Annotated in this window: 14 protein-coding genes and 3 other annotated features; of the genes, 4 read left to right on the top strand and 10 right to left on the bottom strand. The window is 39.0% G+C overall.

Annotated elements, in window-relative coordinates; all coding sequences use genetic code 11:
• Positions 1 to 11: 11 nt before the first annotated feature.
• Positions 12 to 566, bottom strand: a complete 555-nt coding sequence (locus NR125_RS07000; protein WP_009335362.1) for a TetR/AcrR family transcriptional regulator — start codon at positions 564 to 566, stop codon at positions 12 to 14.
• A gap of 172 nt (positions 567 to 738) precedes the next feature.
• On the opposite strand from NR125_RS07000, the gene NR125_RS07005 reads away from it, so the two are divergent.
• The gene (locus NR125_RS07005) at positions 739 to 2,199 is read left to right on the top strand and encodes a DHA2 family efflux MFS transporter permease subunit (protein ID WP_009335363.1); all 1,461 of its coding nucleotides are present in this window, start codon (positions 739 to 741) and stop codon (positions 2,197 to 2,199) included.
• Between the two features lie 86 nt (positions 2,200 to 2,285).
• On the opposite strand, the gene NR125_RS07010 is transcribed toward NR125_RS07005, so the two are convergent.
• The 7 genes from NR125_RS07010 to NR125_RS07040 all read right to left on the bottom strand — a co-directional run bounded on the left by NR125_RS07010 (position 2,286) and on the right by NR125_RS07040 (position 8,133).
• The gene (locus NR125_RS07010) at positions 2,286 to 2,768 is read right to left on the bottom strand and encodes a 2-thiouracil desulfurase family protein (protein ID WP_009335364.1); all 483 of its coding nucleotides are present in this window, start codon (positions 2,766 to 2,768) and stop codon (positions 2,286 to 2,288) included.
• Positions 2,769 to 2,899: 131 nt separating this feature from the next.
• Complete coding sequence (locus NR125_RS07015) at positions 2,900 to 3,100, bottom strand: hypothetical protein (RefSeq protein WP_009335365.1); 201 nt, start codon at positions 3,098 to 3,100, stop codon at positions 2,900 to 2,902.
• Between the two features lie 203 nt (positions 3,101 to 3,303).
• Positions 3,304 to 4,272 carry a DUF4822 domain-containing protein gene (locus NR125_RS07020; protein WP_009335366.1) on the bottom strand — a complete coding sequence of 323 codons (969 nt, stop codon included), beginning with the start codon at positions 4,270 to 4,272 and terminating at the stop codon, positions 3,304 to 3,306.
• Positions 4,273 to 4,301: 29 nt separating this feature from the next.
• Positions 4,302 to 5,009: an ankyrin repeat domain-containing protein gene (locus tag NR125_RS07025; RefSeq protein WP_009335367.1), complete on the bottom strand. Its 708-nt coding sequence runs from the start codon at positions 5,007 to 5,009 to the stop codon at positions 4,302 to 4,304.
• Between the two features lie 190 nt (positions 5,010 to 5,199).
• Positions 5,200 to 5,886: a response regulator transcription factor gene (locus NR125_RS07030; protein ID WP_009335368.1), complete on the bottom strand. Its 687-nt coding sequence runs from the start codon at positions 5,884 to 5,886 to the stop codon at positions 5,200 to 5,202.
• A complete protein-coding gene (locus tag NR125_RS07035; RefSeq protein WP_071157390.1) occupies positions 5,883 to 7,331 on the bottom strand; it encodes a sensor histidine kinase in 1,449 nt (482 codons plus the stop codon). The genes NR125_RS07030 and NR125_RS07035 overlap by 4 nt, the downstream gene beginning before the upstream one ends.
• Before the next feature lie 187 nt (positions 7,332 to 7,518).
• Positions 7,519 to 8,133: a flavin reductase family protein gene (locus NR125_RS07040; RefSeq protein WP_009335370.1), complete on the bottom strand. Its 615-nt coding sequence runs from the start codon at positions 8,131 to 8,133 to the stop codon at positions 7,519 to 7,521.
• A gap of 93 nt (positions 8,134 to 8,226) precedes the next feature.
• Here NR125_RS07040 and NR125_RS07045 point away from each other — a divergent pair, with 93 nt between their 5' ends.
• Entirely contained in the window at positions 8,227 to 8,922 is a 696-nt protein-coding gene (locus NR125_RS07045) for an ArsR/SmtB family transcription factor (protein ID WP_192908126.1), read from the top strand.
• Between the two features lie 75 nt (positions 8,923 to 8,997).
• Here the strand turns inward: NR125_RS07045 and NR125_RS07050 are convergent, their stop codons facing one another.
• Positions 8,998 to 9,123, bottom strand: coding sequence for a hypothetical protein (locus NR125_RS07050; protein ID WP_256814871.1), 126 nt, complete (start codon positions 9,121 to 9,123; stop codon positions 8,998 to 9,000).
• A 176-nt stretch (positions 9,124 to 9,299) separates the two neighbouring features.
• The gene (locus NR125_RS07055) at positions 9,300 to 9,698 is read right to left on the bottom strand and encodes a cytidine deaminase (protein ID WP_009335372.1); all 399 of its coding nucleotides are present in this window, start codon (positions 9,696 to 9,698) and stop codon (positions 9,300 to 9,302) included.
• Positions 9,699 to 10,436: 738 nt separating this feature from the next.
• Between NR125_RS07055 and NR125_RS07060 the strand changes: the two genes are divergently transcribed.
• The gene (locus NR125_RS07060) at positions 10,437 to 12,596 is read left to right on the top strand and encodes a YhgE/Pip domain-containing protein (RefSeq protein WP_009335373.1); all 2,160 of its coding nucleotides are present in this window, start codon (positions 10,437 to 10,439) and stop codon (positions 12,594 to 12,596) included.
• 67 nt (positions 12,597 to 12,663) lie between these two features.
• Positions 12,664 to 12,898: a binding site (T-box leader), on the top strand.
• A 40-nt stretch (positions 12,899 to 12,938) separates the two neighbouring features.
• Positions 12,939 to 13,172 (top strand) — a binding site (T-box leader).
• Positions 13,173 to 13,212: 40 nt separating this feature from the next.
• Positions 13,213 to 13,447, top strand: a binding site (T-box leader).
• A gap of 52 nt (positions 13,448 to 13,499) precedes the next feature.
• Positions 13,500 to 14,699, top strand: coding sequence for a threonine--tRNA ligase (thrS, locus tag NR125_RS07070; RefSeq protein WP_009335374.1), 1,200 nt, complete (start codon positions 13,500 to 13,502; stop codon positions 14,697 to 14,699).
• The last annotated feature ends 77 nt before the right edge of the window (positions 14,700 to 14,776 follow it).

The raw sequence follows: 14,776 nt of genomic DNA on the forward strand, positions 1-14,776 counted from the left end.
CTATCAGCACTTTACTGCGGCCTCACCTTATACATTAAATGAATTTCATTAGCCATATAATCGGAACTAAAATGAAGTCCCTTCTTTAGCCACCACATGATGATGCCTACCAATGAGGCTGTTTTAATATCTATAGAAACATATTCGCCGGGCAATTCCTTCTGTGTATTCTTTCTTCTTATTTCTACTAACTGTTTTAATAATACGAATAGTTTTTCCTCGAATTGATTCATCTTGAATAAGATCAGCAAATACTTTCTGTGGATATATAAATAATCAAGCAATTGGGTCAGCTGCTGCTTTTCTGATAGATCTTCCGATTGTATCAATGCTGCAATTTTATCAGATAGCCCGCTTAAAATTTCTCCGGTAATTTGCGTTAGAAAATCTTGAATATCCTGATAGTGCAAGTAAAATGTTGTCCGGTTTAATCCTGCTTCGGCCGCAACTTTCTGAACGGTCAGTTTTGAAATATCGGATTCCTCTGATAGCAGGGAAAAAGCTGCTGTTTTGAACATTTCCTTTGAACGGATTGTACGGGGATCTTCCTTTTTCGGCGCAGACATTCTAACCCTCCTTTATAGATTTTCATGGACTTTCTCAACAGCCCCTATTCATGCTGTCGATTAGTGAACACACACAAGAAAACTGTTCATGGTCAAGAATAGATGGTTTTGTTACTATGAATTTTATCGACAACATGTTGAGAATACAAGTTCAGAACGAAGGAGTTTATGAATGAGCAATGAAATAACAGAAAGCAATAAAAAAATATTATTAATCGTTCTGATTGCCGGCTGTTTCTTATCCACCTTGAATCAGACTTTATTAAATGTGGCATTGAGCAGTTTCATGGAGGAATTCAACGTAAAAGCAGCAACGGTCCAATGGTTATCAACCGGATTTATGCTTGTAAATGGGGTATTAGTCCCCATCACAGCATTTCTGATGCAGCGGTTTACAACAAGGCAGCTGTTCATTAGTTCAATGTTCTTTTTACTCATCGGATCTGTCATTAGCGCCTGTGCACTGAACTTTGGCATGCTGCTGGCAGGGAGAATGATTCAGGCAATCGGCGCCGGAATTATCATGCCCCTGATGATGACCGTCATTTTATATTTATACCCCGCCGAGCATCGCGGAAGTGTAATGGGGAAAATTGGCTTTGCAGTAATCTTTGCACCGGCCATTGCTCCTACCCTATCCGGTTTTATTATTGAATTTGTTTCATGGAGATGGCTGTTTATTGGGTTAATTCCCTTTTTAATCATCGTCATCGTTCTGGCTTTCAAATATTTGATGAATGTATCGGAAACATCAAAAGCGAGATTGGATCTCCCAAGTGTTATTTTGTCCACGATTGGCTTTGGATGCATTTTATTCGGATTTAGTACCGCGGGAAGCAAAGGATGGCAAAATCCTATAGTCCTTACAACGATCATTGCAGGAATATTCTTTACAGCTCTATTCTGCTTGCGGCAGATGAAATCAAAGGAGCCTTTACTGAATTTATCTGTATTTAAGTATAAAATCTTCACTCTCACATCGCTTATCAATGTCCTAATAACGATGATTATGTATGCGGATTTAATCCTTTTGCCCATTTACCTGCAGGACGGGCGCGGATTCACGGCTTTCGAAGCAGGATTGCTTTTATTGCCCGGGGCTATCATCAACGCTTTCTTATCTCCAGTTACTGGAAAAATGTATGATAAATACGGTGCAAAACCACTCTTTATTACAGGATTAGTATTTGTCAGTATTTCCATGTGGGGAGTAATCGATTTGAACGAATCGACTACTTATATGTATTTAATGGTCCGCACCATTATTTTGAGAATAGGATTAAGCTTTATTACTATGCCTTTAAATACAGCAGGATTGAATGCTCTGCCAAGAGAGCTGGGATCTCACGGCTCAGCCGTTAACAACACCATTCGCCAATTGTCAGGTGCGATTGGAACTGCAGTTGTCATCACTTTATATACGATCCAGGCAACTTCATATGCTTCGGAGTTGTCCAAAGAAAACATGACAGGAGGCAAACTGGAGAGCTTAGCTTCGATCTTTGGTTCAAGTTCTGCCTATGTCTTTATGTTAGTCCTATCCCTTGCAACACTGATTTTAGTTTTCTTTGTGCCTAAAAAATCGCCAAAAAACACCCATGATAAAGGATTGGCTCAACAAAGCCAAAGTTAATAACACGAGCATACCTAAGATTTCTTGGGTATGCTTTGCTATTTCTCGATTTTAAAAATGGGTGCTTAAGCGCAGTCTCTTGATTTTTAGTCTGTATAATTGGATCCTTCTTCCAAAAGTAAATCTGCCAGCCCCTCTTCTGATACTACATTAATGCCATTCCTTTTAAGCAAGGCCGACGTGACTCCATCTCCAGGAATTTTGTTGCCCTTAAACTCGCCGTTATAAATCATTGAACTTCCACAGGAGGGACTATATTCTTTTAGCACGACTGCAGTAACTTGCAGCTCTTGGGCCTTTCTTAACGTGATATAGGCTCCTTCTATGTAAAAATCGGTAACATCTCTGCCTGATTTTTCAATTACTTTAGCTTTGCCATCAAGAACATCTGCTCCGTCACCGTCTATTATCTCAGCAGGTTCTCTTGGTGTTGAAAAACCTCCAAGCAACTCAGGACAAACAGTAATTGCCTTCTTCTGCTCCAGCATTTGACGGATTTTTTGATTTAAGCAATGAGTGCCGTTATATCTTACTTCCAACCCTGCTAAACAAGAACTGACTAATATCATTAGTGACACCTCAATCTAATAGTTATTCTTCCACTAAGCGAAAATAAAAAAGAGTCCTTAATTGTCTAACCGGACTTTACTGCAATTATTGTTAGTAACTATACACATCGAATCGCCATAAGGGCAGGGAATTACCGGTTCTTCCTAAACAAATCTATTAAATAGTAAAGCTGTGAAATTATAAATGATAGCAGTAATACAATTATGGTTCCAAATATATAAACCGCTTCTTCTGCCGGATTGCCTCCACCCATAAATACGGATCCAAACATAAAAAAGAGTAAGACACTTACGATTGCAAATAAGAAAAAAATACTAATATACTTTGACATAGACTCCCCCATAAATCCATTCTTTCTTTAATTTCATTCGTTTCTTCTTTAGTATTTCCTTCTTTCATTGCCTTGTTATGCTTTTTATTTGTTCTTAAACATACTATTCATTTCCAATAAGAAAAGTTTAAGTTAAAGAAAACAAAAAAGGAACGGAAAAAATCCATTCCTTCATGAAAAGATGCTGCTCTTATTTAATGTTTTTATTTAGTGAATTTCGGTTTAAAATCACCCTTATAAGGTTCATGTTCAACAAACACAGTTATATCTTTGCCATCTTTGTCTTTACCCGTTCTTTTATAAGTAAATTTATTCTTATTAAGTTCGGTAAGTTCAAGCGCTGCACCATACTTATTAGCCCCAATTGAAACATGGGCTCTTATTTTATTTTCGTTCACAATATCGAAGTAGCCAAAATCACCGCGGCTTTTCCCTGTTTCAAGATTGAAAAATTCGTATTGATTCGTTTTGTCATCAAACTTTGCCAGACTTATAAACATCGTATTATACTTTGTTACATCATTGCCGTCTTCATCTAATACCTTTGTTCCGTTCCAGAGGGTACTGCCTAAAATTTTATCTCCATCTATATCTTTAACGATATCCCCCGTAACAGCGTCCAGCTGCTTGTTGGGATCAGTAAAAGAAAGCTCATTTTCTTTATAGGGAATATGTTCAACAAATACCTCTACGTCGTTGCCTTTAGCATCTTTCCCTATTCTTTTATAAGTAAAAATATCTTTATTTAGTTTTGTCATTTCGACAACAGCTTGATAATTCATTGATTCTGAAATTAATATTCTTTTCTTCCCATCATTGGTAATAAAGAAGGTTCCCTTGTCGCCACGGCTTTCGCCTGTCTCCGCATCGAAAAATTCATATCTTCCTGATTTCACATCATATTTCGCAAGACCTATGAAGTTTGCATTCTCTTTTGTTAAGTCGTTCTTATTTTTGTCATACACTCTTGTACCTTGCCAATTTGTGCCGCTGAGAATGTTAGCCATTTCCTGTCCTTTGGTTAATTTATGATCCTTTTTAGTCTCTTTAACCACTTGTTCTTGCTTCTGCTTACTATGATTTTCCTGGGCATTTGCACCAGCGCTGCACCCCGTTGCTACTAATGTAAATCCAAGAAGTATGGATGTTATTGCTTTTGCTTTTTTGTTCATTTATATCGTCTCCTCATTCTCATTTTTGCCTATTTTGCTCCTGCTCTTAACAAAATCTGTTCAATCTCTTTAAACCCTTTCTCACGTGCATGCTGCAGAGGAGTAACATTCTTTCTATCCGGAGTATTCACATCCGCCCCGTGATCGATTAGTAATTGCACAGTTTGCTGCTGTTTTACATTTCCATTATTCAAAATAATTGCTTCTAATAAAGCTGTCCAGCCGAGATCATTTACATGATTTACATCAATATCAGTCTTGTTGAGAAGTTCCTTGATGGCATCTATATGGCCATGTTCTGCAGCAGGGATCAATGCAGTTCCACCATACCGGTTAATTATCACCGGATCCGCACCTGCTTCGATCGTAAGCTTAAGAATTTCAACGTATCCTTCTGCGCCTGCATATAAGAAAGGGTTGTTTTTCATATTATCCTGAATATTGACGTCAGCCCCCGCTTTAATCAGGATTTTGGCGGTTTCGACATCATTATTGTAAGTTGCAATCATAGTAGCAGTTCGTCCGTCTGAGTCCTTTTTATTTAGATCAGCACCTTCCTCAATCAATCTCTTTATTGTTTCTGTTTCCCTGCGCTCTGCAGCTTGAAGCAATGGTTCACTCATATCCATATCTTCCCGTACCTCTTTTTCCTGTGTTTTTGTATCTGCATTATTATCTGAGACACAGCCTTGAAGGAGAATAACGCCTCCAATCACTATTGTTAGCCACCTCCTCATCTACTTCACCTGCCTATCTTCTTTAAATAAAATGACTCAGACTAGTTACTGCTTCTATTATGTTAGTATCAAAATGTGAACTCCCTCTAAAAAAATTCTTAAAGAAAGATAAACTTAATCTTAAAATTTCTTCATATATAAAAAAAATAGCCGTCACCTTTGTGACGGATCAAATTAAACACAGATTAATTTAAACATTGAATCGATAACCGGCTCCCCAAACGGTTTCCAGGAATTTCGGCTGTGCAGGGTCTCCTTCAATTTTCCCTCGTATTTTTCTAATATGAACGGTGACTGTTGAAACATCTGCAGCTGACTCCAGCCCCCAAATCTTTTCATAAAGCTGTTCTTTGCTCAATACTTGATTTGGATGCATTAGAAGAAATACTAATAAATCAAATTCCTTTGTTGTAAACGGAGTTTCTTCTCCGTCAATATAAACTTTACGTGCTGACTTATCAATTGTTATCCCATGTACGAAAATTGTATTTGTTTGAGTCTGTTTTCCTGCTAAACGTTCATATCGCTCTAAATGTGCTTTCACTCTGGCTACCAGTTCACTCGGACTAAAAGGCTTGGTAATATAATCGTCTGCCCCTAAGCCGAGACCCCGAATTTTATCGATATCTTCCTTTTTGGCTGACACAAACAAGATAGGAATGTTTTTAACTGCGCGTATTTGTTTACATATTTCAAACCCATTTACTCCTGGAAGCATGATGTCCAAAATAATTAAATCATAGTGTTCTTGAAGAGCCTTTTGGAGTCCTTCCTCACCAGAATGTTGAATATCGACACGAAACTTATTTATTTCTAAATAATCTCTTTGCAATTCTGCAATACTAATGTCATCTTCAATAAGCAATATTTTTTTCATATTTTTTCACCTTTCTTTAGGGAAAAGAATACACTTGTACCTTTACCCATCTCGCTTGAAGCCCAGATTTCCCCTCTATGCTCCAAAATTATTTGTTTCGCGATCGCAAGTCCTAAGCCGCTTCCGCCTGTCTCGGAACTTCTTGATTGTTCTGCACGGTAAAAACGTTCAAAAATATTTGGCAAGGCAGAAGGTTCTATCCCTTGCCCATTGTCTTCGACTTTAACAATTACATCGCCTAATCGATCATGAAGAGAAATAGAAATCTTCTTCCTGTCTTTATTCATATATTTAACACAATTACTTATTAAGTTGGCCAATACTCGTTTCAATTTCTCTCTATCCACTTTCACGAAGATTGGTTTATTCAAAAGATGAAGCTCCAAATGGATTCCTTGCTGAAGTAAATCCAAATAAAGTTCTTCTGCATAGTCTTTCATATATTTATCCAGTTCGACAGTTTCGAAATGGAATGGTTCTTTTTTCAAATCCAGCTTGGAAAATAAGAAAAGCTCATCAATTAATGAATCCATGTCTTTTGCTTTAAAGTGAACAGTCGACAAATACTTTTCCATCTTCTGAGGGGTATTGGCTACACCATCTTTTATCCCCTCAACATATCCAATAATCGATGTGATAGGTGTCTTCAAATCATGCGAAATATTGGCCAGAAGCTCTTTTCGATTTTCTTCATACCGAAGCTGGAGGTCTATCGATTCTTTTAGTTTAATTCTCATTTCCTCAAATGCTCTATTTAATTGTCCGATTTCATCATTTGAAACAGCTCCGATTTCAAAATTTAAATCTCCTGATTTTATTCTTTCAGCACCTTCTTTAAGAACTGAGATAGGTTTAATAATGCTTCGTGAGACTAAATAATTTAATATACCAATAATCATAATAAACAGAAACAGTAAAAGTCCTGATAAAATAGGAAACAATTCTCTAATGACCTCAGCATAGGAACTGGCCTTCCTTAATACGAAAACACTTCCTTCACTTTTATCCGGGAAATAAAAATCAAACTTTACATAGGTAAAAAAATAGTCGTTGAGTTTAATCGTATCTCGAGTATTGATGTTTGTTTCTTCAAAACCTGGAAGGGATTTAACCAATGCCTGTTTGTCAAGAGCATGGGAAGCGTACTCAACTTTTGTGCCTTTTCTAACAACAATGTCGATATCCTCTTTCTCAATCTTTTTAAGCTCCTTTTCATTTAGGAGCTGTTTCGGATTATTTTTAGCAAAAAGCTTTAAATCGAGAAACACACTTTCTTCAACTGTTGTCAAAGGTTTTTGTATATATGTTTTTTTGTAAAGATGCTCTATAGATCTTACATCACCTGTTATGGCAAAAATAATTAAAAAACCTGCTGCCAATAATAAAGTGATCGAAAAAAGAATCACTCCAATATAAGACAGCAGAAACCTCATTTTAATGGACATCTGTTTCACTCACTCTGTTATAAAAATTTTCATTAGATCATACCTTATTCTTAGCATTCAAGATAATTTTATAAACCCTATTATCCAGATTAAGAAATTAAAAGAACTATATCACATAAATCTTAAAACTTTCTAAAATATGTATGAAATATTTCTAAACAGCTGAGCAAAAGTGATTTCCATAGAACTATGCCCGAAATGTTTTCCCCAGATGTTCGCCTAGTCCATAGTAGTGCCTGAAATTATAAATGAGGGGACTCCATTCATGAGGGTTCACATGATGATCATCCTTAAGGATGGATGTATGCGCATGGACCTTTAATGCCGTTACTTCCACAATGGCAAAGTGAGAGTCATGTTCCGGAACTCGAATGTGCTCCACCCTGCTCTCGATCTGAAGTGGACATTCCAGGATTCTAAAGGGCTTTACAATTTCTGCTTCCTTCTTCGTAAGGGAGGCTGCAGAGAATTTATCTTTTTCAAAGCGGAATGAATTAACCCGTTTGTATTCCGGTACTGGGTACTTGCCTGTCAGTGGCGCTAATGCCTCTACTTTCTCCCAAAGGCCAGGGCCAGGAACGTTTACGACACATTCGGGATGATTGCGAAGATTTTCCAAAGCCTTTCCCCCCTCCCCGATTCCAAGGACAATGCATTCCCCTAATGCCCATGACGAGGATAAGGGGCTGATGTTGGATGTCCCATCCTCATTAAGTGTTGTTAACAATATCACCGGAGTTCCATAGTATAAGATTTTAGGCTGAATCGACTTGGTGATTATTTGGTTTTCTTCCTTTTTCATTGCAGTTTCCTCCTGAACTTTTTTACAAATATCATTGTAAGGGGTAGATATTTCAATTATCATCGAAATATGGATTACATGGAGGAATAAGATATGAATATGAATTCAAATGTAGCAAAAGTCGCTTCTCTGGTCAGTGAACCAAGTCGGGCAGCCATACTGACCGCCTTATTGGATGGCCGGTATCACACTGTAAATGAACTGGCCCATATGGCACGGATTAAACCGCAAACGGCCAGCTTTCATCTCAAAAAAATGCTGGATGCTCAAGTGGTTTCAGCAGAAAAACAAGGAAGGCACCGGTATTATGGCATCATGAATCAAGAAGTTGCCCAAGTGATGGAATCCTTTCTATCTATTGCGCCTGCTGCAGAAATTAAATCTTTTAAACATGCCTCTGAAGATAAAGCGATCCGCTTTGCCAGGACGTGCTATGATCATCTCGCTGGAAATTTAGGAGTGCAAATAACTGAATCACTAAAAAGAAAAGGATTTATTGCTGAAGAAAATGACACATTCAGTGTTACGGAAGAGGGAAAAGAATTTTTCCACACCATGCAAATAGACCTAGCCTCATTAAAAAAGAAACGCCGCTCTTTTTCCCATAAATGTCTGGACTGGAGCGAAAGACGCCATCATCTTGCAGGAGCACTGGGGAATGCCATCCTGGAGATACTCCTGGAACGAAATTGGATCCAGCGTATCCCCAAAACCCGGGCTATCAAAATAACCCCTTCTGGATTGAAGGGACTTAAGGATACATTTGCGATTGATATGGATAGAGAATAAAAATGGTACCCTCACTTCCTGGGTGCGGGTACCACTAGCATTCCTATTACCGTCGAATCTGCTGAACTATCATTTCTATCCAAGCCAATGAAAATTGTAAGCTAAAATTCCTAAGAGTGCCCCCACACCTGCTCCAAATCCTAACCCAAACAATGCCCATACAGCTTTTCTATTCACTTGATTTTTATTTTTTTCACCCAAGATCAGTACCTCCCTATAGAATGGACAGTAGCTTTCATAACAAAAATTGCTGCTTTAAATTTCTTGCACCTGTAAAAAAAAATGTATGATTATATAATAACATTATTCTATGCTGAATCGGAAATTCCTTCCATCTAAACAAGAGGACAAGCTCTAAAGCTTGTCCCCTGTTTATACTACATCTCTAAATCTGTAAATGCATAAGGCAATAAGTCCTTTAATGTCAGTTCTAATATTTCTTTCTTCTCATTTGTTAAGTAGACTGGCATATCAGGCAAACAAAACTCTGCTAATACCTGCCTGCAAATGCTGCATGGCGGAAGAAAATCTGCCGTATCACCAGCTACAGCTATAGCTTGAAAATCACCTTTTTTGTAACCGTTAGCAATTGCAGTGAAAATGGCTGTTCTCTCGGCACAGTTCGTCGCACCAAACGATACATTCTCCACATTCACTCCATTAATGACAGTGCCGTCTTTCAGTAATAAAGCGGCTCCAACCGGAAATTTGGAATACGGAGCATAAGCTCTTTCCCTCATACTGCGTGCACTTTCCATCAATTGCTCTTTATTCATAGTTACCCATCCTTTTCAAAGAAGAATGAACTTTTCACAGTCCCCTTAGGCCAATGTAAAATTGGCAGGATTTTTAATATATATTTTTTTGAAATGTTTGTCAATAAAGACTTGATATTTTCATCCATGAATAGAAGAAGGGGCTCAATATGAACAAAAGAAAAACGCTCGCTCTGCCCTCATTCATTAACCATTAATGCCACTAATACTAAATTGGCGATTATGCACTACCCAGCTGGCTGCGCTAATACTCATAAAAGATTCATCCTCTTATGTCTGGATGCTGCAACTGGTTCGGACTCCTATGCTGTATTCATTCTTTCCCTGTCCGAAGTAGCACCAAGTTCAGACACTACTGATCGCATTTCCTCTTCCTCTGTCCGAAGTGGCACCAAGTTCAGACACCACTGCTCACATTTTCTCTTCCTTTGTCCGAAGTAGCACGAGATTTGGAATTGTCCGCAATCCAGTAATTGCATCAACATCCTTAAGTGCAGCTTTTCTGATATTCCAATCCATTTTACCCTCTCCCAGCTTTTTATTCTTCTCATCCAGAACAGTTTACCAAATCAATCCATAATGTCTTCTCCTCCTTTAGACCCAAAAGTAATTACTCACGCCTTTTTGGTTTTACACATTTTTTTATAGGGGTAGAATTGTTGTGCACTGAGATTCTGAATATATTTAACCGATTATTCACAAAATCTATAGGAAGACAAGCAGATTGGACTGAACAGCATGTGGAAAATTTACAACATGGATATTAGAAGTATTTTTACTAATTGGGTTGCGGCAGTATTAATCGGAGGCTTGACGTTACTGCCTTCTTTATATGCCTGGTTTAACATCGAGGCTTCTTGGGATCCCTATAGTCAAACGGATCAGCTTCCAGTAGGAATCGTGAATGAAGATGCCGGAGCAGTGGTTCGTGATAAGGAAATACATATTGGAGATGACATCGTCAAGGAATTAAAGAAGAACGATGATATGGACTGGCACTTTGATAACCGTAAAGACGCGATGGATAAGGTGGAATACGGCGACTATTTTGCTGTCATTGTGATTCCGGATAATTTCTCCCAGAAGCTAGGAACCGTCATTGAAGACCAGCCCGAAAAAGCGAAAATCGAGTATTATGTGAATGAAAAAATCAATGCCATTGCACCTAAAATCACAGAAAAGGGTGCAGGCGGGATAGTCGATACGGTTACAAGCAATTTCATCTCAACCGTTAACGGCACTATTTTTGAGAAGTTTAATGAATTGGGTCTGGAGATTGAAAAAGACCTTCCGGATATAAAGCGGTTCGAAGAGTATGTTTTTCAAATGGAGGAAAAGCTTCCTGAAATCCATTCCTTATTAAGCAGCTCCCTGTCAGATGCAGAAAATGCAAAAAAAATGATTGATAAGGCACAAGCACTCGTTCCTGATGCCAAACGCGCAACAGGAAACGGTCTGCAGACCATTAATGAAACGATGAAATTTATAAATGAGGCTGAGAATCGCCTGAATGCAATGGAGCCCCAGATTCAGGAGAATCTGGAGAAGGTCCAGAATATGGCGGTAAAGGTGAACGATTTTATCTCCTCGGTTCAATCCTCTGATTTGAACCTGGACCAGGGAAAGGAAATAGGCAATCAAATCAATGAGCAGATAGCAGGTTCGCTTCAGAATATCGAGACTATCGAAACAGCGCTAAAGCAGCTGCAGGAATCCAATAAGGAACAAGGCACAAGCCAAAATCAGGAACAAATCAATCAGGCTCTGGAACAAATAGCCTTATTAAAACAGGAACTGCAGACTATCCAGGAAAACGGACAAAAGATCAATGCCTTTCTTTCAGACAAGCAGAAGGAAGCAGATGATTTAATCACCCGGCTTCAGGAAAATTCAGCTGTAACCGCAGGCAGGATCGACGCATTCGTTAAAGAATATAATGAAAACATCCGGCCAGCCATCAAACAGGAAGTGGCCAGCGCCAAGGAAACATTGAGTAATGCCCGGAATATCCTGACTGAAATACAATCCGCCATGCCTGAGATCGAAAAAATCCTTGCGAATACAGAGGGGAACTTAGGTGAAGGAGAAAAAACGCTTAAGCACATTATCGGAGAGTTTCCATATATAAGCGAAAAGATTAATCAATTAGCCGATCGGATTCGGGACATCAAGGGCGAGACAGACATCAACGAGATCATTGAGCTGCTGCAAAATGATCCCGAAGCAGAGAAGGGTTTCTTCGAGGAACCTGTTCAGCTTAATAAAAACAGCCTATTCCCAATCCAAAATTACGGAACAGGAATGACTCCCTTTTATACCGTACTTGCGATATGGGTAGGTGCCCTTCTATTAATTTCCCTTTTGGCTACAGATGTTCATCATCATGAAGAATTTACGGGAAAACAAATCTATTTCGGCAAACTGCTGACCTTCCTAAGCATTGGATTTGCACAGACCCTCGTAGTGACAATAGGGAATATCTTAATTCTCGGAGTGGATGCAGCTGAACCAGTATGGTTTATCCTGTTTGGACTGATAAGCAGTTTAGTGTTTATATTAATTGTTTATACATTAGTATCTGTATTTGGCGATGTAGGAAAAGCCATGGCGATTGTCTTGCTGGTGCTTCAGATTGCAGGTGCTGGCGGAACCTATCCGACCGCCTTGCTTCCTGAATTTTTCCAAACCATCCACCCCTTCCTGCCCTTCTCTTATGCCATTGATTTAATGAGAGAAGCTGTTGGAGGCATTGTTTGGGAAAGAGTTTACAGAGACCTTCTGGTCCTGACGCTATTCGGTTTCATTGCACTATTAATTGGAACCTTCCTGAAAGAGCCATTAAGCAGAAAAACAAAAGCGCTAATGAAAAAATCAAAGGAATCGGGGTTGTTTCATTAGGATTTAAAAGTTTTATTAACCCTCTTGACCTTTTCCAAAATGTGTAATAAAATCAGTAAAAATATAAATATGAGCTATGATAAGGATACGAATCTTTCTTTGTTTTCTTTCCAGAGATCAGGGCCATTTGGCTGCAAGCCCTGAAGAAAAGGGAATGATTTACCGCCTTGGAGCTATTATGGGGAAATGATCTATACCAGAGTATCCATAATCGGGGAATCCGTTATCTTTTTGAGCATAAAGCAGTCTTTCGGCATGTTTTATGGAATTAGGGTGGAACCACGGCCGCACTCGTCCCTTTTGCTGGGATGAGTGCGGCTTTTTATTTTAATTAAAACTATATAATTAGCGTTGATAAGGACATGAATCATTCTTTATTTTCTTTCCAGAGATCAGGGTCACCGGCTGCAAGCCCTGAAGAAAAGGGAATGATTTACCGCCTTGGAGCTATTATGGGGAAATGATCTATATCAGAGTATCCATAATCGGGGAATCCGTTATCTTTTTGAGCATAAAGCAGTCTTTCGGCATGCTTTATGGAATTAGGGTGGAACCACGGCCGCACTCGTCCCTTTTGCTGGGATGAGTGCGGCTTTTTATTTTAATTAAAACTATATAATTAGCGTTGATAAGGACATGAATCATTCTTTATTTTCTTTCCAGAGATCAGGGTCACCGGCTGCAAGCCCTGAAGAAAAGGGAATGATTTACCGCCTTGGAGCTATTATGGGGAAATGATCTATATCAGAGTATCCATAATCGGGGAATCCGTTATCTTTTTGAGCATAAAACAGTCTTTTTCGATTGCTTTATGGAATTAGGGTGGCACCACGACCACACTCGTCCCTATGTTTGGGAGGAGTGTGGTCTTTTTTTTATAACTAAAAATCAGGAGGAATTGAAATGGAAGCAGAAAAAATAAATCATAGAAAGTTAGGTCAAGAGCTGGAGCTTTTCACATCCATGGAGGAAGCCCCAGGAATGCCTTTTTTCCTGCCAAATGGAATGGTGATGCGAAATGAACTTGAAAGTTATTGGAGACGAAAACACCAGCGGGCAGGCTATCAGGAAATTAAGACACCGATTATGATGAAACAGGAACTTTGGGAACAATCCGGCCATTGGAATCATTATCATGAAAATATGTATTTCTCAAATGTGGATGAGCAAAATTATGCGATAAAGCCCATGAACTGCCCGGGTGCGATATTGGTTTTCAATAGCAAACGGAGAAGCTACCGGGAATTGCCTCTCCGCTATGCGGAGCTGGGATTAGTCCACAGACACGAACTCTCGGGTTCTTTGAATGGACTGTTAAGAGTTCGGTCGTTCACTCAAGATGACGCCCATTTATTTGTGATGGCTGATCAGATTGAAGCCGAGATAGATAAAATACTTGTCCTAATTGATGAGTTCTACTCCCATTTCGGTTTTGACTATAAAGTTGAACTTTCAACACGCCCGGAGGAATACATGGGATCACAAGAAATGTGGGAACGTGCTGAAGGAGCTTTGGAATCTGTTTTGAAAAACAAAGGAGTAAACTATCAGATTAATCCTGGTGATGGGGCGTTTTACGGGCCGAAAATTGACTTTCATATATTGGATTCGCTCGGCAGAAGCTGGCAATGCGGTACTATCCAGCTGGATTTTCAAATGCCGCAAAAGTTTAATTGTGCATATGTTGGTGAAGATAACAAACTTCACCTTCCCATTATGATTCACAGGGCAATTTTTGGTTCAGTTGAACGTTTCATGGCTATTCTAATTGAACATTTTGCAGGCGATTTCCCACTGTGGCTGTCACCCGTTCAAGCAAAGATCATTCCAATCTCTGACTCGCATGCTGAATATGCAGACTATGTGAAATCACAATTGGAAGAAGCAGGCATCCGTGCTGAAGCCGACTTTAGAACAGAGAAAATGGGACTCAAGATCAGGGAAGCCGCAAAACAGAAAGTTCCCTACATGCTGGTGATTGGTGATAAAGAAATGGAGCAGCAATCCCTGTCACTGAGAAAACGTAAAGAGGGAAATATCGGTGTGATGAGCATTAAGGATGTAATTGAGCGGTTTATTAATGAAACAAACGGCGGCAGATAAATCTTTCAAGCTCAGAAGGAACTTATTCCTTTTGGGCTTTCCTCTTTTACAAATAATCTATCTCTCCGAATTTTCTC

The organism is Cytobacillus sp. Bac17, assembly GCF_024519925.1.
Classification (GTDB): Bacteria; Bacillota; Bacilli; order Bacillales; family Cytobacillaceae; genus Cytobacillus; species Cytobacillus pseudoceanisediminis.